The organism is Saprospiraceae bacterium, assembly GCA_026129545.1.
In the GTDB taxonomy this organism is placed as follows: Bacteria; Bacteroidota; Bacteroidia; order Chitinophagales; family Saprospiraceae; genus M3007.
Window position 1 is genome coordinate 45,309 of the sequence record JAHCHX010000001.1, and the last position, 18,414, is coordinate 63,722.

Genomic DNA, 18,414 nt, shown 5'->3' on the forward strand with positions numbered 1-18,414 from the left:
CGCCCGAAGGGTTTCAAACCCTTCCGGCGTTGGAAAAAAACAACCAACTCATGCGCCAACTTTTCGTCCTGTGTCTCTTGCTCGGCTCAACCCACTTTTCAATTGCTCAAAGCAAGACCGACAGCCTCTGGGCTATTTGGGGCGATGCCCGGCAAGCCGACACGACGCGCCTGAAAGCCATTCAGGAATTGGCGTGGAGCCTTTTTTACAAAAATCCAGATTCGACAAGGCTCTTGGCGCAACTGGAATTTGAGTTTGCGCATAAAATCAACAACAAAAAATGGCAGGGGACGGCCCTGAATATGATTGGCGGAACCTACCACATGAAAGGAGATTTTGTGCCGGCGCTCAACGAATACAAAAAGGCGCTGAGCGCATTCCTCGAAGCGAACGAGCTGAAAGATGCGGCCGCCGTCTATAACAACATGGGCATGATTTACAGGGCGCAGGGCAACACGGGCAAGGCGTTCGAGTTCTATGAAAAATACCTTGACATCGGGGAAAACCTGCAAAACACCAGTATGTTGGCGACTGCCTACAACAACCTCGGAAACCTTTACAGAGACCTCGACAACTATCCCAAAGCCTTGGAATACTACGAGAGAGGGCTGCGATTGGCAGAAAAAAAAGACAACAAAGCAAGCATAGCCATCGGCTACAACAACATCGGCTCTATCTACCACGTCCAGAAAAAACACCCCGAAGCACTTGACTATTACAGGAAAAGCCTCGAAATCCGCAAACAAATTGACGACCAGCGTGGCATCGCCAGCGTGTTCATGAACATCGGTCTTGTGTTCAAAGACAAGAAAGATTATGACAAAGCCCTCGAATACCTGCAAAAAGCGATGGCCATTCGGGAAAAACTGAGCGACAAGGCTGGCCTTGCCGAATCATATTTCCAAATGGGCGAGACATTTGTGGCAAAAAAAGATTTTGCAAAAGCAGCCACATGGTGCGACAAAAGCCTGACCGTCAGTCAGCAAATCGGTGCTTTGGACGACGAACTCGATGCCTGCGACTGCCTCTACCAGGTTTACAAAGGCATGGGGCAAAGCGGCAAGGCGCTGGCCTGGCACGAACGGTTCGTGACCCTGAACGACAGCCTCCACAAAACGGAGACGGAAAAACGACTGGAGCAAATGGAGTTTGCGAAGCAGATAATGGCCGACAGCCTCGGTCAGGAAGAGGAAAAACTGAAAATGGAACTGACTTATCGCGGCGAAGTGCGCAAGCGCGACAAAATCATGAACATTATGCTCGTGGCAGGCTTGGTCGTGGCGGCGTTGGCGGTAGGCTTTTGGAGCCGGATGCTGTATTTCCAGAAATACTCCAAAATATTCCAGAACAAAGCCGAAAACCTTGAAAAACAGCAATTGCTCAACGAAATCGCTCTTTTGAAAACACAAGTGAACCCACATTTCCTGTTCAACAGCCTCAGCATCCTTTCGTCGCTCGTGCGCGTGAACGCCGATTTGTCGGAGCAGTTCATTGACCAACTTTCGCGCTCTTATCGCTACATTTTGGAGCAGAAAGAGCAATCGCTGGTAAGCCTAAAGACCGAACTCGAATTCATCAAATCATACTCTTTTTTGTTGAAAATCAGGTTTGAAAAAAAATTTGACCTGCGTTTCGACTTGCCCGACGACGTTCTGGAAAAATATAAAATCGCCCCTTTGACCCTTCAACTTTTGGTCGAAAACGCCGTAAAACATAACCGAATGTCGGTCAGAGAACCGCTCATCGTGGAAGTTACGCTGGGCGACAACGAGACTTTAATCGTCAAAAACCGCTTGCAACTGCGCCCCACGCCATCGGCCTCCACCGGCCTCGGCTTGCAAAATATCATCAACCGCTACGCGCTGCTAACCGCTCGCCCGGTTTGGGCGGGAGAGAGCGAAGAAGCGTTCATAGTGAGATTGCCATTGCTCTAACCGTACGACGGATTTGCAAATCCGCCGTACCACTTAAATCTTGAAAATCAAGCACATCAAGCATGAATACCATCATCATCGAAGACGAAAACCTCACCGCGCAGCGGCTGGAGGGAATGTTGAAAAAATACGATTCCAACATAAAAGTGCTGGCCATTTTGCCTTCCGTCGCCGAGTCGGTGGATTGGCTGCGCAAGCACGATGCGCCCGACCTTGTGTTTATGGACATCCACTTGGAAGACGATTTGTGTTTCAAAATCTTCGAACTCGCGCCGCTCACGTCGCCCGTTATTTTCACGACCGCCTACGACGAGTACATGATTAAAGCCTTCAAAGTCAACAGCATAGACTACTTGTTGAAACCCGTGAACCTGCTCGAACTCATGGCGGCTTTGGACAAATACAAGGCCCTGAAAGAGCAGTTTTCAAAACCGGACTTCGACACCTTGCTTCAGTACATCGGTCAGCGCGAGCCGGAGTACAAGACGCGGTTCATGATTACGGTAGGCAACAAAATCCGCAGTATCGAGACAGCGGACATCGCCTATTTTTATTCCGATGAAAAAATCACCTTCATGGTGACGAAGGAAGGTCAACACCTGCCGATTGATTTCAGCCTCGACAAACTCGCCACGTTGCTCGACCCGAAACAGTTTTTCCGCATCAGCCGCCAGTATTTGGTCGGTTTTTCGGCGATTCAGGCGGTTTTAACCCATTTTAAAGGCAAACTCAAACTCGACCTCGCCCCCAAGTCCAAACACGACGTGTTCGTCAGCGGCGACCGGATGACGGATTTTAAGGATTGGCTGGGGAGATAGTTGTTTGAAGGTTTGAGGTAATACAGAAAAACCGAGAGACTTCATGGGAATGGTTCAGGGGGAATGTTCAGAAACTTGTCGGGAATGTTCAGAAAAGTGTGTCAAACCCTCAAACCCCGAGCAACAATACCGCGTGGGCGACCAAGACTGGCGGCAGGGTTTTTCTTCTTTTGCATACCGACGATTTTTGGCGCGACTATCAAGCCATGCTTCAAAAAGGCATCCGATTCGTGCGCGAGCCAGTAAAAGAGCCTTGCGGCACCGTGGCCGTCTTTGAGGATTTGTATGGGACTTGGTAGAGCCATCAGTGGCAGTGTAAAAAAAAACGAGTCACTCTGCGTCCAGAGTGACTCGTATGGGAGGGGCAATCAAACACCTCCTGCCCCATTACCCGGCCTTCAATTTGAACCTCACTGCGACACTCGCCTGTTGTGCCACAGGTTGCCCATTTTTTGTGGCAGGAACCCACTTGGGCATCTTTTTAAGAAGGTTGGTCACAGCGCGGTCGCAAGACCACGACAGCCCCTGCACGATTTGCACATCTTTTACCGACCCGTCGGCTTCGATGAGGACCTTTGCCACCACCCGTCCTTCGGTACCAGACTCGATGGCCGCTATCGGGTATTTGAGATTTTCTTGGATGTACTGATGCAGGTTGGGGAAGCGGGCTTTGGCAAAAGAAACCGTTGCATCGGCAGCGGAGTGAAAGGCGTGGCTTGAGTGTTGGGCGCTGACAGACATGGATGACGTGAAGAGCGCGATAGCAAGCAAAATCATGGCTTTCATAGCAAAAGTGTTTTTATGTGAAAAAATTAGTGTGGCAAATGTGGAAGGGGCGAGGAGTCCGAAAGGATGGGCAAGCCCACCTCTCGAACTCCAAAAACAACTCAATCTATCGGTTTCAAATGTTGCTCCAGCGTCCATTGGCCGATTTGGTTGCCCAATGCTTGGCCTTTCTGGCAGGCAAAGCGGAAGTGAAGACCCGCCAGCACACGAGACTCGGCGTTCTCGTTGGCAGCCTCGAAAAAATTGCTGAAACTGCGTGTCAGGCCGGGTGTCGGTGCGGTGGTGGAGGTCATGGTAAAAGGAACATTGTTGCCCACGATGGCTGTCAGTACAGTGGCAGCGGCATTGCCGAGGGCGCTGTGAGTAGAAGGGTAGTCCTGCACGGGCGGGGTTGGCTCGGAAGGCTCCCAGCCGTAGTCGGCCACCGTGTCGTCGTTGCCGTCGAAATCAGCCGAGCGGATGGCTGTGTAAGGCCTCCAAAGGTTGTAATGGAACTTAGAGTCCCACCCTGCGGTGTAGGCATCTGCCAAAGCCATGTTGACAAGGGCGAAAAGACGTGCCGTGGCGAGCAGCCCCAACTTTTTGTCAGCAGCGGCGGTGCGGGTCACGCGGTTCCAGCCGATTTCAGAGAACTCATACCAATACTTTGCAATGACGGTCTGTTCGGCGCTGCGGTGCGGACTGTCCTTTTGGCCCATGCGCTTCACCTCGTGGAAATCCTGCGCGTACGCTTGGCTGTTGAGCGTCGGGTGGGGCGGCACACGGAACTGTTCGGGCTTTTGCAAAGAGAAAGTTTGCATCGTCGTCCAGAACGGTGCAAAAATGAAGTCGAACGGCGGCACCAATTGGTATTCGCCGGGCTGGCCGGTGCCTACCGGCACGCTAATCGGGTCTTGGAACGCGCCGTCATTCTGGCGCAGGGCGATGATAGCCGCCGCCGCTTTTTTGCCGATTTCGATGCCTTGTGTTTTGGCGCTGCCTTCCGGCACTTTTGTCAGCGACGCGGCCAAACAACTGTCGAGCATCGGCTTTTGGGCGGGGATTTGATTCGCCAATACCTCATAGGCTGCTGTCGCCGCTGCCGCGACGGGGTCGGCCTGTCTGTTTTTCTGGTGAAAGGCATAGGTTTGGTAGCGCGGCGCGATGGCGTTGAGCGCGTCGTGCATGGCGATGTGGGTCATGGCGTTGATGCGCGAAGCCAGATGCGTGTGCAGGTAAGTGCCGCTCGTCCCGCCCATCGTCTCGAAAGCCGCCAAGTTCCAGTCGAGGATGATTTGATTGGAGTACGGTTCGAGGCCATTCCCCGGGTCGGTATTTCCGATGCTGTTTGATTTGTTGCAAGCACTCAAAGCGAGCAACAGGCCCCAAAAGGCCAAGGCAAGTTTTTGTTTCATTGCTTAAAAATGTTTAAGTTTGAAGGAATGTAGAAAAATTGATTCGATTGGTTCGATTGTTCTGATTAGACCGAATGATTCGATTGGCACGACTAACCCAATCTCACTAATCGGCCCAATCGAATCAATCGAATCAATCGGCTCTGCTCACGTCTTTGAACAGCAGCATATCTACCACCCGGGCTGAAGCACCTGGGTAAAAGCCCGTGTCGTGTTCATAAGTCTTTGGATTGTGGAAAGTGCCGAACAAAAGGTCGAAAATCGGCAGGTCGGAATAGTTGTGTCGATGGATGTTCTGCGCGTGGTGGTGCGTGTGGCTTTCGGGTCGCTGGATGAGGTAGCCCAACCACTGCGGCGTGCGGATGTTGGCGTGCTGGAAGATGCTGAAGAAATTGGTTGTCAGCAGGATGATGGTCGTGGCTTGCGCGTCCAAGCCCATGATGACCGAGAAACACAGCGTGCCAAGCGCGGTGAAACCCGCCATGTCGAAAGGGCTGAAATAGAATGCCCCGTAGGTGTCGAGTCGTTCGGCGCTGTGGTGCATCTGGTGGAACACCCGCCACAAAAAGTTGCTGCTGTGCATGGCGCGATGCCACACATACATTCCGAACTCATAGAGCAAGATGCCTGCCACTGCACCCCAAAACACACCGATACCTGAGAGGTCGAACAACTGCTTTTCAGGCATGAGCGCCTCCCAAAGCAGCGGCAAGTAACTGGACAGATAGAAGAACATGAAGAAGAAAAGGATGCCACGCAGTTGCCAGTACTTGACGGGCGGCAGTGGTCGCGCTGGGAAAATGGCCTCATAGAGCATGAGCAAGGCGTACATCGCAATGATGACGAGCGAAATGGGGTCGAGCAGGATTTCCAATGGTGTTGGCATGACGGAATTGTTTTCGTGTTTAAAAGTCGTTATTGTCGCTGCAAAGAAGCAGGCGCTTCGCAGCGTGGCGCAAGTCTGTTTCGGCAAGGCGCGGGTGGTTTCGATACACAAAAAAATAACAAGTCGAACGCCGGAAAACGAGCGAAGCAGCCGTTGGGCGGTTGAAAAGCGCAGGTTGCACCCGTTGAACGAAGAAAACAAGTCGTTGACCGAAAGAGAACGGCTCCTGCGCTGCGGAAAAGCCTATTTTCGTCGCCGTGAACAAACAGAAATGGCATATCTACGCGGGGCATACGCTTTATTGGCTGCTCTTTTTCCTGTTCGATTGGCTCGCCACGAGCGGCAAGGTGGGGCGTGTGGAATCAGGGTTGTTGCTCAAGGAAGCATTTATCAACTTTGTGTCTGCCGCGCTGCTGGCGTATAGTTCGATTTATTGGTTTCGGGCCAATTGGTTCGATGGGCGTTATCGGCGGCTGGCGGTGGGCGTGTTGGTGTTCATAGTAGCGGCGGGTTTTTTCAAACACGCCCTCAAAACCCTATTTTTGTACCTGCCCATGCTCGGCACCCACCTTGCAGACGTGCCTTCGTGGCTCAACTACTGGAAGCCACGCTATGTGCTGGGCAGCATCGTGTCGCCTGTGTTGCAGGCGAGCATTGTGGTCATGGGCTATTTTTTTGCGTTGTGGACGCGGCAGCAGCGACTTATCGAAAAGGCCAAGCGGGAAAAAGTAGAGGCCGAACTGGAATTGTTGAAATCGCAAGTGGAGCCGCATTTTATTTTCAACACCCTGAACAACATATATTATCTGGCCCAAAACAACCACCCGCGCACGGGCGAGATGATTTACCGGCTGGCACAACTCCTGAGCTTTATGCTCTACGACAGCCGAAAATCGCTCATTCCGGTTGAAAAAGAGCTGGACTACATACGCGACTATGTCAACCTCGAACGCATCCGCTACGGCGAAAACCTCGACATTTCGGTCAATGTTTTTGGCGTGCTGAAAGACGCGCTCGTACCCCCGCTGTTACTTTTGCCTTTGGTTGAAAATGCTTTCAAGCACGGTATCGCCCCGGTAGGGAAAGGTTGGATCCGGGTGGACGTGTCGCGGCGCAACGGCTCCGTCGTGTGCAAAGTGGAGAACAGCGTACCGGAACAAATACTCGAGAAAGCGGAGAAAAACGAGGCTTCGGGGCTGGGATTGAAAAATTTGGGAAACCGCCTCGAGGCTTTGTTCCCTCAAAATCACGAACTCAAAATCCTGCGCGGCAAGGAGAGTTTTTTGTCTGTGCTCTCGATACCTCTTTAAGTTAAAAACACAGAGGCACAGAGTGCACAGAGGGCAAAAAACTCCGTGTCCTCCGTGCCTCCGTGTTTCAAATTCTTATGATTCACTGCTTAATAGTCGAAGACGAACCACTCGCGGCGGAACTCTTGAAATCTTACATCGAGAAAGTACCCGACCTGACGTTGGCCTCCCATTGCAGCTCCGCGGTGGATGCTTTTGGCACGCTCCAGCGCCAGCAGGTGGACCTCATGTTCCTCGACATTCGGATGCCGCGTCTCACCGGGTTGGAACTCTTGAAAACCCTCCAGCACCCGCCGCCCGTCATCCTCACGACGGCCTACCGCGACTACGCCGTGGAAAGTTACGACTACGACGTGCTCGATTATTTGGTGAAACCCATCCAGTTCGACCGTTTCCTGAAAGCCATCGGCAAATATTACCAACGCCAAACGGCACAAACGCCTGTGACGCAACAAATTCCCGACACCTTCGAGCAAGCCTACCTCTTTTTCCGCGTGGACAGGGAGCAGCAAAAAGTCTGGCTCAAAGACATTCTTTACATCGAAGGCTTGGGCGATTACGTCAAAATTTTCACCGCCAGCGGGCCGATTGTGACCTACGAGCGCCTCTCTTATTTGGAAGAAAAACTGCCAGAGGAGCATTTCCTGCGCGTCCACAAATCCTACATCATCTGCATGGACAAGGTGCAGTCCTTCTCCGGCTCGGCGGTGAAGGTTTTGGGTAAGCAGATTCCTGTCGGGCGGATGTATAAAGACAGGTTGGAGCGTTTTGGGCGATGACAGATGCGCGGTGTTGAATTAATGCAAACTTAACCGCCCAAACACGCAGTACCTCATACCGCTCGCATGAACTTCCCCCCAAAACGACGAGCATGAAATCGGAAGTTCTGTTGGTATGCAGCATCGTGTTGCTCTGTGGCATATCTTGCAAGCCACGCCCCCTCGCTTTTGCTCAAACTGGTGAGGTGCTTTCAAAAATTCATTGTGCCAGCTGTCATGCCTATCCTGAGCCTTCGTTGCTGGACAAGACAAGTTGGGAACGCTATGTCTTGCCGCGCATGGGGCAAATGCTCGGCGTGTTGCCGTTGGAGACGGGCGCGGGCAGTTTCATCGAGCCGGAGGCAAAGGACTTGGCTTTTCAAAATCCCTTAGTTTTTCGCAAAGAGTCCCCGTTGTCAGCTGCCGAATGGGAGGCTATCCGCGACTTCTATGTGCAGAACGCGCCAGCGAGCAGGGTGATGCCCTTGCCCGTGCTCGACATGGAGTTGAACCAGTTCGAGGTGGTGTTTCCCAATTATTTTCTCTCTCCCCCAAGCGTCACGATGGTCAAAATGGCGGACGGGCGATTGTATGTGGGAGATGCCAATTCCAAGCGGTTGTATGAGTTCGATATGGCGCTCCGATTGCAAAAATCAGCGTTGGTGGGGGAGGGCGCGATTGGATATCACCGGCTGCCACACGGCGAGGTCGTCGGCACGATGGGGTCTTTTTCACCTACCGACTTGCCAGCTGGCCAGCTGTTGTTCTTTCCGTCGGCGCGGGGCGAATTGCCGAAAGTCCTGATAGACAGTCTGAAACGCCCCGTGCATATCGAAGTGGCTGATTTGGATGGCGACGGGCGGCTCGACTTTGTGGTGTCGGAGTTTGCCAAATGGACAGGTTCGCTTTGCTGGTGGCAAAATGAAGGAACGGGGCATTTCACCCGGCATCTGCTGCGCGATATGCCTGGTGCCATACGAACCGCAGTGCATGACTTCGATGCCGATGGGCTTCCCGACATCGTGGCGCTCTTTGGGCAGGGCGACGAAGGCATATTCATCTATTACAATCGTGGCAATGGGCACTTCGATGAACAGCGAGTGCTTCGATTCCCGGCGAGTTACGGCTCCAGCCATTTCGCCCTTTTCGACTATGACGGCGACCCACATCCCGACATTGTTTACACATGTGGCGACAATGCGGACTTCCCTTCGGTTTACAAACCATATCACGGTATCCGTATTTTCCAAAACAATGGTCGAAATCAGTTTAAGGAAGTCTTTTTCTATCCAATGCCCGGCGCCTATGGAGCCATCCCGCACGATTTTGACATGGATGGCGATTTGGACATCGCGGCTATATCCTTTTTCCCCGATTTTCAAACAGCACCAGCGCAAGCTTTTGTCTTCTTGGAAAACAATGGCAACAACGATTTTAGAGCACACACCTTTCCAGCCGTGAACAAAGGCCGATGGCTTGTGATGGATGCTGGCGACCTTGATGGCGATGGCGACTGGGACATTGTGCTGGGGGCGCTGACGATGCAAACCATCCCAGAAACAGGGCTGGTGGCTCAATGGGTACGAGACGGCATCCCATTCGTGCTATTGCGCAACAAAGCCCGTTGAGGCCTCCGCCATTCTATTTCTTAACTTTGGTTTTACGCTAATTTTCAAGAGAGGCAACATAAAATTTACAATAGAGCAAGTCCAGATAGCAATAGTCGGGCAAAACGAGTATTTTATATTTAATCAAACGTTATGTGCTTAAAAATCAATCGTTTGCGACTTAACGATTTGTTATCGTGGAGGCAACATTAAAGGCATCTAAATTTGATAATTGCTTAATGGAACATCTCTTTCAAACGGTTTGAGGCGAGGGTAGCTTTGTCATCATTTTTTCAAACTTTCACAATTTCAACAACAATGAAAAAGACAAACTACCTGATGTTGGCGGCGCTGTTCTTTTGCGCAGCAAGCGTCAACGCACAAAAATTGTTTGACAACGAAATCCAAATCCCCGCAGGCTACCAGCCCACGGAAGTGGTGCTGCCGCCTTCGCCTTTGACCACGCAAATCCTTTTCATCGGTGGCACCGATTTGGTGCAAACGACACCGACTTACGGCAATCCCGCAGGCCAGCAAGTGGCAAAGGAATGGCACGACTTCATCGGCTTCACGCCCGACAACACTGGCCAAAGTCTTGGCTGGGTCACGGTGAATCACGAGATGATTTTCTCTGACGACAAACTCGGCGACGGCGGCGGCATGACCGTCTTCCGCGTGAAACGCGCCGCTGACGGTTCTTTGGAAATCGTTGACCAGACGTTGGCCGACGGTCGCTCCGGCAAATTCTTCAACGTTGATTTTGCCAATACCGTAGGCGAGACGGGCATGAACTGCGGCGGTATTTCCTCGCAAGTAGATGGCCGTATCTGGACTGCCGAGGAGTGGTTCCGCTCCAACAACGCCAGCATCGCTACTGGTGTGCGCGACACTACTGATTTCACGGTGAACTCCGACATCCCCGGCTGGAATGGCGTCAAACTCAAAAAGTTTCAGAACTTCAACTGGATGGTCGAGATTGACCCACGCGAAGCAAAGGCTATTCGCAAACAGTACAACTGGGGCCGTCAGCCCTTCGAGGGCGGCGTGATTGAGCCAAGCAACCGTTTGGTTTATCTTGGTCCCGACGACACGCCCGGCTTCTTGGGTATGTTCGTGTCCAATACGCCCGGCGATTTCAACAAAGGCACTTTGTTTGTGTACAAGCACGACAAGCCCGGCTACAACTGGGTACCCATCTGGGAAGATGGCTCCATGCTGGAGCACAAAAAATTTGCGACCGAAAAAGGAGCTACCATGTTCAACCGTATCGAGTGGGTGACAATGGACAAGCTCAACAACGTTTATTTCACAGAGACTGGCTTGGACAAACCGGGCAACGCTTGGTCCGACGAGAATGCTCTGGGAGCCGTGTACGACCCTTACCATGTGCAGCGCGCGCAGGCGCTTGGATTCGCCTCGCCCGGCGACCCGAACTACCCCGATTACTACGGTCGCATCTGGAAGTACGACCCTGTAAAGGATACTTGCACGGTTTATCTGGAAGGGGGGCCTGCGCTTTCGTCCAGCCCAAGCGAGGCGGACTATCCCGAGGTGCATCTCTCCAACCCGGATGGCTTGACCATCGTGAATATCGGAGACAAGCAGTATCTGCTTATTCAGGAAGACTTGAACGGCTCTTCTTTTGGCCGGATGCCTTCTGGCGCGCCTCTGATTATTTGCGAAGCTTTCCTGCTGGATTTGAGCATCCAGAACCCTACGCTCAGCGATTTGATTCGCTTGACTGCCACACCTGTAGGTGCAGAAATAACTGGTGCTATACAGACCCCCGATGGCAAATCTATCCTCGTCAACTCGCAGCACCCTAACACGAACAACCCGTTCCCTTTCAATCATTCGCTCACCTATGCCATTCACGGTCTCGACAAAATCAATCCGAACGATTTGAAAAACGAGCGTGTGTTCGACCGCGTGGCACCCGCTTCTGAGGCCAACGCCGATGCTTTTGCCGTGTATCCGAACCCGACGGCTCGCATGGTTTACATGAATCAGGTGACCGATGTGGCCATTTTTGATTCCAATGGCAAGCGCGTGATGGTGCGCCGCAACACCAGCGAAGTGGATGTGTCGGCGCTCACAGCAGGTGTCTATTACATCCAGAATGCTCAGGGTAGCATCCTCAAACTGGTCATACAGTAACGTTTCTTCAAACACCCAAAACCAGTGTCGGGGCGACCCTTGTGTGGTCGTCCCGACTTTTTCACATTATATCAAGACTGACACATGAAAAAGACAATAGCCTTTTCCGTTTTGCTCCTTATTTTTTTTGCTGGGTTGGCAAGCTTCAAGGATACGCCCGAAACCGAGGCGCTCGATACCGTGACGCGACAGTTCCACCTCGGCATGGAAGAGACCTCAGAAGCCATAGCCTTGTACTACGCGGCTGCGCAAAGCTTATCAAACAATGAAGCTTCGGTAAAAAAACTGCGCAAAGCGCACTCGGAGGCAAGGTTGGCGTTCAAAAAAATCGAGTTCTTGTTGGAATACAACGACCGCGCGGGCGTGAAACGCACCATCAACGGCCCGCCCTTGCCCTTTGTGGAACAAGGCATCCCGGATGTGATGCCCGTTGAGCCTGTTGGGCTGCAAGTGCTTGACGAGTTGGTGGCGGAGGAAAACCCATTTGCCGAAAAGGACGAAATCGTGCGGCTTACCCGCCAATTGGCACAAGATTTTGAGGTCATGCGCCAGTTCCAATCCAAATTGAAGATGACCCATCGGCACGTCTTTGAAGCCATGCAGCAAGAGGTGGTGCGCGTGTTCACGCTTGGCCTCACAGGATTCGATACTCCCGGCACGCTCCACGCATTGCCAGAAGCCAAAGCTGCCTTCGAAGGCATGGGTGCTGCCATAAGAGCCTATTTGCCCATCGTCGAATCGAAAGACAGAGGGCTGGCCATTATTCTGGATGCGCGTTTCGACCACACCATCAGGCACTTGGGCCAATCCAAGTCATTCGACACCTTCGACCGACTCGATTTCCTGACGAAACATATTGACCCGCTCTACGAGCTGATTTATCAAGTGCAGCGCGTGTTGGGCGTGGAAACCTCATCGGAGACCTCGCCAATGCCTCAACCCGTCAATCAGGCTGCTCGTGGGTTGTTCGACGAGCAATTCCTCAATGTCGGATTTTACGCCAAAGTGGACATGAAGCACCCTCAGTTTGAAAAAAGGGTCGCGCTGGGCAGAATGCTTTTCTTCGACCCCATTCTCTCGTCCAACCATCAACGCGCCTGCGCGTCCTGCCATCAGCCCGAAAAAGCCTTCACGGATGGGCTACCCAAAAGCCTCGCCGCCGAAGGGCAAGGCCATATCAAGCGCAATGCTCCCACCTTACTCAATTGCGTTTTTTCCGAAAGCTTCTTCTACGACCTGCGGGAGCGGCAGCTGTCGCGGCAAATCTTGCACGTCGTGGTGGATTCCCTCGAGTTTTCCACGACTTATCCTGTTATTATCGAGAAGCTCAATCAGAGTGCCCTATACAAAAAGATGTTTAGAGACGCTTACTCAGACAATCCGCAGTATAGCCTGTCCGCCTATTCCATCTCCGACGCATTGGCATCCTATGTGGCCAGCTTGAACGCTTTCAACAGCCCTTTCGACCGCTTCGTGCGGGGCGACACGGCCTATCTCGACCCGGCGGCTTATCGTGGGTTCAATCTGTTCATGGGCAAGGCCAATTGCGGCATCTGTCATTTTGCGCCCGTTTTCAACGGCACCGTGCCACCGCTCTACACCGAATCAGAATCGGAAGTGCTCGGCGTGCCGCTCCGCCCCGACACCCTGAATGCGCCGCTCGACCCGGATTTGGGGCGATTCGACAGCGGCAAGCCCCGCGACAAAGCACCTTTTTTCAAACACTCGTTCAAGACACCCACCGTGCGCAACGTGGCGCTTACCGCCCCTTACATGCACAATGGCGTTTATCAAACGCTGGAAGAAGTCATTGATTTTTACAATCGCGGCGGCGGCGCGGGCATCGGAATCGAACTACCCCACCAAACCCTGCCCGACGCGCCGCTCCAACTCAGCCCGCAGGAACAACGGGACTTGATAGCTTTTATGCATTCGCTCACGGACAACCCATCGCATCTGCAAGTAAGACCCGACTCGCTGCCTCGATTTGAGGGAAAGCCCGAATGGAACCGCAGAAAAGTTGGGGGCGAATACTGATTCTGCACTTTCGATTTTTATTCATAAACACAGCGGCACAGAGCGCGCGGAGCACAAAAAACTCCGTGCCCTCCGCGCCTCTGTGTTCGATAAAAAAGGGTGCATTTCAAATTGTCGCTTTTGTATGCCGGAACGCTGTTCCGATAGAGGTCGGAACAGCGTTCCGATTACTTGCGGCAATTTGAAATGCACCCGACTGAAAGCGTGTTTTGCGAGGTCAGTCAGCGTGTCATAAAAGTTCTTAGAAAATCGAATAGTCCTCTCAACGGCGAGTATTTATGATGAGCGGCAGTTCGTGGTTTCTCCATGTTTTTGCTGCCGTGTTGCGTATTGGCTACCGCGTCGCTGCTGTATGAACCGTGCTCAGGGTCAAGCTTGCCGTGAAATACCCACAAGCGGCGACACTGAGGACAGTATTCGGCCAGTGTCCCGTGCCTTTGGGACACCGTTAGAGCAGTATTGCATTTAGGACATTTACCCATGAGTCAATCAAAATTTTTGTCCCGGAGAAAAGCCCCGACTCTTGCGTCGGGGCTTACCGAAATGTGTGACTTCCGGGATGTAACAAACCTCATGCTCTATGTATGAATCGTAACTCTTTTTACATCAATTTAAATTCAAATAGGCGTTGACGATAAATCCTGAATTGCGCTGAAATACGTTGCGCCCGTTCGATTCGCCCGGCAATGTTATCTCGCGTGGCAATTGAAGAATTTGATTGAAATAGCCGCCTTCAATTCTAAGTTTTGGCCCAAAACGATAGCCGAAAAGCAGTCCAATGCGATTTTGGTCAAACACATTTTCATTCACGTTTTTCCCGAAACCGATGAAAATCTCGTCGTAAGCCGCCGCGTAAAACTCGCCGTCGTCCAACGTGTTGCCTTTCAGCGGATACTGCATCCTGAACATATATCGCAGGCGGTTGACAAAGAAATATTCGTCTTCGCGGGTGACTTCGGGGCTGGTGTAGCGGCCTATCCAGCGTTGCTCCAGCATGAAGCGGTGCACGAAATCCAGACGGCCCGGTTTATCAGTCAGTGTCAGCATTTGAAAAATGCGGTGCTCCGTAAAATCCCGCCCCAGCGCGTTGATGGGATAATCTCCGTATGGATATGTTTCAATCCAGGCGTAGCCAAGGCGAAGTTGAATTTTGGGATTTACCTGGTAGTTGGCTCCGAGACGCAGTAGGCTTTGCTGCCAGTCGGTCACAAAGTTTTCGCGTCTCCACTGATACTCTGCGTGAAGCCCCCATTTTTCAGAGAATTTGAATGTCCCGAAAGTAGCCCACCAACCGATGTTGTTGCGGTCATTGAGGCGGGTGTTTTGGGCAAAAAGGCTGGCGGAAAATATTGCGAGTAAAATCGTCGGAAGAAAAATGCGTACAGTCATGGACAAAATTTATGGCGACAACGGCTGTCCACTTCGCCCGTTTTGGGAAAACTGCCGGCCACCTATTGTAGCAGTGGAGGTGGCGCGGCAGCGAAGCGAGCGTCAGTGCCCTGTTTGTTTATAGAAACTCGACTTGGCCTGTTTCGAGACGGTAGTACGCTGGTATGATTTTTATTTTCCCTTCCTGCACATACTGCGACAAGATGGGGTTCAGCTTTTTCAGCGCTTCTACCTCGGCCAGCACATTGGCTCTACTCGCTTCTTCCAGTTTATCGGGCTTGCCGATGAAGTCTTTCACGCCTGGCCGGATAATGTTTACCAAATCCTCGATGTGGCCGGGAAGTTTGTCTGTGCCAATAGCGCCTTTTACTGCACCGCACTTCTCGTGACCCATCACGACAATCACTTTCACACCAAGCACAGCCACCGAAAATTCGAGTGAGCCGTATGAAGCAACAGCAGGAGCCTGCCCGGCTGTACGCACGATGAACAAATCACCCAAGCCTTGGTCGAAAACGATTTCGGATGGCACCCGGCTGTCGCTGCAACTCATAATGCTTGCAAAGGGCGTTTGCTGCTGGGCCTGTATGATTTTGCGCGTATCATCACGATTTGGATGTGCAGACTGGTCATTGACGAAGCGGGCGTTACCTTCTTTCAAGCGTGCGATGGCCTCGTCGGGCGTTTTTGGGTAAGGTGGCAGGACTACAGCGGTGGGAGCATTATAGGCCTCAGTGGCAGCAGGGGTGTTTTTGGCGGGTTTCTGCTCCGTGTTTTGACAGGATGAAACAGCCAGCAAAGCGATAAAAATCGCGGCAACAGTGAACGAATGTCTTAAAATCATGTGGTAAAATTTTGAGACAAAGGTCACTGCCGGGTTATTAGAAACTCATAAGAGCGGTGTTAGAAGGGAATTAGATTTTGGAAATGATTAAGTACCCGGACAGATTTATTTCACACAACGACACGGCGACACTACGATTTTATTTTTTCTGATAATCAATTCTTTGTGCCGTTGTGTCGTCGTGTGAAATGCTTGAATAATTTTGTCTCAGTACTTAGTACAGCGGATTGGCTAATCCGCTGTACTAAGTACCCGGGATAAATTTCGGCATAAAAAACCGCACCATCGTCCCTTTTCCCCATTGCGAATCCATGTACACGCCGCCGGCATATTTATCGGCGATGCTTTTCACTAGCGACAGCCCGACCCCGCTGCCTTGCAAATGCCGGGCGGTTTTGCTGCGGTAAAATGGCTCGAACAAGAGTTCTACTTCTTCCGGCGCAATGCCTTGCCCTTCGTCGGCTACTTCGAGGCATACATTTTTCCCTTGCAAAAAAAGTCGTACTCGTATGGGGCGTTTTTCGCCGTATTTTACTGCATTGTCGAGCAGATTGAAGAAGGTTGTTTGCAAAAGAGCGGGGTCGCACCACACTTGAAGTTCGTCGGCTTCGTCGGCTTCGATGTGCAGCCGAATTTGTTGCGCCGCGTCAGGGTGGCTCGTTTGCAAAGTTTTGACTGCTGAAAGGAGGATTTCGTCGGCAGGGCAGGTTTGCTCGTTGGGCAAGGGGATGTTGGCTTCGATTTTTGCCATGGTGAGCAGTTGCGACACGAGGTGATTGAGGTCTCTGGCGCGCTGGCCGATGTTTTCAAGCGATTGCCGGTAAGACTCGCCGTCGCGATTTTGTTGCAAGGCAAGTTCGGCTTCGGCGCTGATGGCCGTGAGCGGTGTGCGCATTTCGTGGGAGGCGTTGCGGATAAACTGCTGCTGCGCGTGGAAACCTTGTTCGATGCGGTCGAGCATGGCGTTGAAGGTCAGTGCCAGTTGGCCGAGCTCGTCGTAGTTGTTTTTGACGTTGAGGCGCAGATTGAGACTTTTGGTGCCGATAGCGCGGGCTTTTTTAATCTTGTCGGTGATGGGTTGCAGCATGTTTTTTATCCAAAACCAACTGATAAGCCCCAACAAGAAGGACCCCAGCAGGATGCCTGTGATGATGTTAGTGCGCAGGTTGGCAATTTTGGTATAGCCGTAGCGGTCAATGGCCGAGATGACCAGCGTGTGATGGCTCACCGAGTCGTGCAGGATGCCGTAGTCGCGCTGGCCGATATGCGTGAAGCAGATTTTACAGTTGTGAAATTGCGTCGTGTCGATAAGTTTCGACAAAATATCGTTGCCGTTAGGTGCTGTCATTTGGCGTGGGTCGGTGTAGTAGTGAATCTCCTCTTCGGGCAAATAGCCGGGCGGTATCTTGCCAATCATGTTGAAGGGGTGCAGGCGGTCGCGGCCAATGACAGAGTCGGCCAGCGCCAGCCGCTCTTCGATTCGTCCTCGGAATTCCCGTTCGCAAAATCGCACCGAGTAGCGGTAGATGAAATAGCCCACGAGGGATAAAATCAACAGCGAAGAGCCAGTGATGACGAACGTGAGCCGTTGGCGAATTGTCAATCGCAGCGATTTCATGGCCTATTCTTTTAAAATGAAACCCAAACCGACTTGGGTATGGATGAGTTTTTTTTCAAAGGGCTTGTCCACCTTGTTGCGCAAATAGTTGATGTACACATCCACGACGTTGGTATTGGGGTCGAAATGCACCCCCCACACTTCTTCCAGGATTTCCATACGGGTTTTCAGACGGCCTTTGTTGCGCAGGAGGAATTCGAGCAAGCGAAACTCGGTGGCCGTGAGTTTGAGGAGCTCGCCATTGCGCCGCACCTCTTTCGTCTCGTGGTCGAGTGTCAAGTCGGCCATTTTGCTCACGCGGTCCGATTCAGCTTGCGCGGCACGGCGCAATAAAGCCCTTACCCGGGCCAGCAGCTCGGGCAGACGAAAAGGCTTCACAAGATAATCGTCAGCCCCGGAGTCAAGCCCACGGACTACATCGTCCGTGCCGCCGATAGCCGTCAGCATCAGTATCGGGACAGTACTTTTGGAAGCGCGGATATGGCGGCACAACTCGTGCCCGTCCATCTCCGGCATCACGAGGTCGGTGACGACCAAGTGCGGGCGCAGGCGGTCGAACAGGGTCGCTCCCATCTTGCCGTCCAATGCGATGTAGGCATCATAATCCGCCTCTTGAAAAGCCCGGTGAAGGAGAGAGGCGATATGGCTTTCGTCTTCTATGATGAGTATCTTGTGCTTCATGACAGCAACGTGTGCAATCAAACTCGAACTAGGTTTGTTCTGTTCAAAAAACGCTTGTGTTTAGAACATCGGGAGGGTTCGCAATCCTTCCGGCGTGCGTCGCGGCAAAAAAAGTCCTTCCCTATTGTTCGTCATTCATCCACCCTTTTTCGTCATTCGGCAACTCGCTTTTGCATGGCTTTGCCTGTGGCGGCC

16 protein-coding genes are annotated in these 18,414 nt (G+C 52.2%); 8 read left to right on the forward strand and 8 right to left on the reverse strand.

Annotation, left to right across the window (positions count from 1 at the left end; genetic code table 11):
* Window positions 1–50 precede the first annotated feature (50 nt).
* The 3 genes from KIS77_00175 (at window position 51) to KIS77_00185 (ending at window position 3,051) form a co-directional block, all read left to right on the forward strand.
* A complete protein-coding gene (locus KIS77_00175; protein ID MCW5920734.1) occupies window positions 51–1,934 on the forward strand; it encodes a tetratricopeptide repeat protein in 1,884 nt (627 codons plus the stop codon).
* A gap of 62 nt (window positions 1,935–1,996) precedes the next feature.
* Window positions 1,997–2,752: a response regulator transcription factor gene (locus tag KIS77_00180; protein MCW5920735.1), complete on the forward strand. Its 756-nt coding sequence runs from the start codon at window positions 1,997–1,999 to the stop codon at window positions 2,750–2,752.
* Window positions 2,753–2,850: 98 nt separating this feature from the next.
* Window positions 2,851–3,051: a hypothetical protein gene (locus tag KIS77_00185; GenBank protein MCW5920736.1), complete on the forward strand. Its 201-nt coding sequence runs from the start codon at window positions 2,851–2,853 to the stop codon at window positions 3,049–3,051.
* Between the two features lie 88 nt (window positions 3,052–3,139).
* Here the strand turns inward: KIS77_00185 and KIS77_00190 are convergent, their stop codons facing one another.
* From KIS77_00190 to KIS77_00200, 3 genes are all read right to left on the reverse strand, one after another.
* Complete coding sequence (locus KIS77_00190) at window positions 3,140–3,538, reverse strand: energy transducer TonB (GenBank protein ID MCW5920737.1); 399 nt, start codon at window positions 3,536–3,538, stop codon at window positions 3,140–3,142.
* A gap of 101 nt (window positions 3,539–3,639) precedes the next feature.
* A complete protein-coding gene (locus KIS77_00195; protein ID MCW5920738.1) occupies window positions 3,640–4,932 on the reverse strand; it encodes a vanadium-dependent haloperoxidase in 1,293 nt (430 codons plus the stop codon).
* Between the two features lie 133 nt (window positions 4,933–5,065).
* A complete protein-coding gene (locus tag KIS77_00200) occupies window positions 5,066–5,818 on the reverse strand; it encodes a sterol desaturase family protein (GenBank protein ID MCW5920739.1) in 753 nt (250 codons plus the stop codon).
* Window positions 5,819–6,075: 257 nt separating this feature from the next.
* Here KIS77_00200 and KIS77_00205 point away from each other — a divergent pair, with 257 nt between their 5' ends.
* From KIS77_00205 to KIS77_00225, 5 genes are all read left to right on the forward strand, one after another.
* A complete protein-coding gene (locus KIS77_00205; protein MCW5920740.1) occupies window positions 6,076–7,128 on the forward strand; it encodes a sensor histidine kinase in 1,053 nt (350 codons plus the stop codon).
* 77 nt (window positions 7,129–7,205) lie between these two features.
* Window positions 7,206–7,907 carry a response regulator transcription factor gene (locus KIS77_00210; GenBank protein ID MCW5920741.1) on the forward strand — a complete coding sequence of 234 codons (702 nt, stop codon included), beginning with the start codon at window positions 7,206–7,208 and terminating at the stop codon, window positions 7,905–7,907.
* 92 nt (window positions 7,908–7,999) lie between these two features.
* Entirely contained in the window at window positions 8,000–9,514 is a 1,515-nt protein-coding gene (locus KIS77_00215; protein ID MCW5920742.1) for a VCBS repeat-containing protein, read from the forward strand.
* A 297-nt stretch (window positions 9,515–9,811) separates the two neighbouring features.
* Window positions 9,812–11,650, forward strand: a complete 1,839-nt coding sequence (locus tag KIS77_00220; protein MCW5920743.1) for a DUF839 domain-containing protein — start codon at window positions 9,812–9,814, stop codon at window positions 11,648–11,650.
* A gap of 84 nt (window positions 11,651–11,734) precedes the next feature.
* On the forward strand, window positions 11,735–13,687 hold the full coding sequence (locus tag KIS77_00225) for a hypothetical protein (GenBank protein MCW5920744.1): 1,953 nt from the start codon (window positions 11,735–11,737) through the stop codon (window positions 13,685–13,687).
* A 221-nt stretch (window positions 13,688–13,908) separates the two neighbouring features.
* On the opposite strand, the gene KIS77_00230 is transcribed toward KIS77_00225, so the two are convergent.
* The 5 genes from KIS77_00230 to KIS77_00250 form a co-directional block, all read right to left on the reverse strand.
* The gene (locus tag KIS77_00230; GenBank protein MCW5920745.1) at window positions 13,909–14,169 is read right to left on the reverse strand and encodes a zf-TFIIB domain-containing protein; all 261 of its coding nucleotides are present in this window, start codon (window positions 14,167–14,169) and stop codon (window positions 13,909–13,911) included.
* Between the two features lie 124 nt (window positions 14,170–14,293).
* Window positions 14,294–15,076, reverse strand: a complete 783-nt coding sequence (locus KIS77_00235) for a DUF2490 domain-containing protein (GenBank protein ID MCW5920746.1) — start codon at window positions 15,074–15,076, stop codon at window positions 14,294–14,296.
* A 118-nt stretch (window positions 15,077–15,194) separates the two neighbouring features.
* Window positions 15,195–15,920 carry a carbonic anhydrase gene (locus tag KIS77_00240; protein ID MCW5920747.1) on the reverse strand — a complete coding sequence of 242 codons (726 nt, stop codon included), beginning with the start codon at window positions 15,918–15,920 and terminating at the stop codon, window positions 15,195–15,197.
* A gap of 244 nt (window positions 15,921–16,164) precedes the next feature.
* Window positions 16,165–17,538, reverse strand: a complete 1,374-nt coding sequence (locus KIS77_00245) for a HAMP domain-containing histidine kinase (protein MCW5920748.1) — start codon at window positions 17,536–17,538, stop codon at window positions 16,165–16,167.
* Window positions 17,539–17,541: 3 nt separating this feature from the next.
* Window positions 17,542–18,219: a response regulator transcription factor gene (locus KIS77_00250; GenBank protein MCW5920749.1), complete on the reverse strand. Its 678-nt coding sequence runs from the start codon at window positions 18,217–18,219 to the stop codon at window positions 17,542–17,544.
* Window positions 18,220–18,414: the final 195 nt, after the last annotated feature.

Excerpts from the sequence above, each read along its gene's own strand:
- KIS77_00175 (MCW5920734.1), top strand. The coding sequence starts at position 51 with ATGCGCCAACTTTTCGTCCTGTGTCTCTTGCTCGGCTCAACCCACTTT.
- KIS77_00180 (MCW5920735.1), top strand. The coding sequence starts at position 1,997 with ATGAATACCATCATCATCGAAGACGAAAACCTCACCGCGCAGCGGCTG.
- KIS77_00190 (MCW5920737.1), bottom strand. The coding sequence starts at position 3,538 with ATGAAAGCCATGATTTTGCTTGCTATCGCGCTCTTCACGTCATCCATG.
- KIS77_00195 (MCW5920738.1), bottom strand. The coding sequence starts at position 4,932 with ATGAAACAAAAACTTGCCTTGGCCTTTTGGGGCCTGTTGCTCGCTTTG.
- KIS77_00200 (MCW5920739.1), bottom strand. The coding sequence starts at position 5,818 with ATGCCAACACCATTGGAAATCCTGCTCGACCCCATTTCGCTCGTCATC.
- KIS77_00210 (MCW5920741.1), top strand. The coding sequence starts at position 7,206 with ATGATTCACTGCTTAATAGTCGAAGACGAACCACTCGCGGCGGAACTC.
- KIS77_00215 (MCW5920742.1), top strand. The coding sequence starts at position 8,000 with ATGAAATCGGAAGTTCTGTTGGTATGCAGCATCGTGTTGCTCTGTGGC.
- KIS77_00220 (MCW5920743.1), top strand. The coding sequence starts at position 9,812 with ATGAAAAAGACAAACTACCTGATGTTGGCGGCGCTGTTCTTTTGCGCA.
- KIS77_00225 (MCW5920744.1), top strand. The coding sequence starts at position 11,735 with ATGAAAAAGACAATAGCCTTTTCCGTTTTGCTCCTTATTTTTTTTGCT.
- KIS77_00230 (MCW5920745.1), bottom strand. The coding sequence starts at position 14,169 with ATGGGTAAATGTCCTAAATGCAATACTGCTCTAACGGTGTCCCAAAGG.
- KIS77_00235 (MCW5920746.1), bottom strand. The coding sequence starts at position 15,076 with ATGACTGTACGCATTTTTCTTCCGACGATTTTACTCGCAATATTTTCC.
- KIS77_00240 (MCW5920747.1), bottom strand. The coding sequence starts at position 15,920 with ATGATTTTAAGACATTCGTTCACTGTTGCCGCGATTTTTATCGCTTTG.
- KIS77_00245 (MCW5920748.1), bottom strand. The coding sequence starts at position 17,538 with ATGAAATCGCTGCGATTGACAATTCGCCAACGGCTCACGTTCGTCATC.
- KIS77_00250 (MCW5920749.1), bottom strand. The coding sequence starts at position 18,219 with ATGAAGCACAAGATACTCATCATAGAAGACGAAAGCCATATCGCCTCT.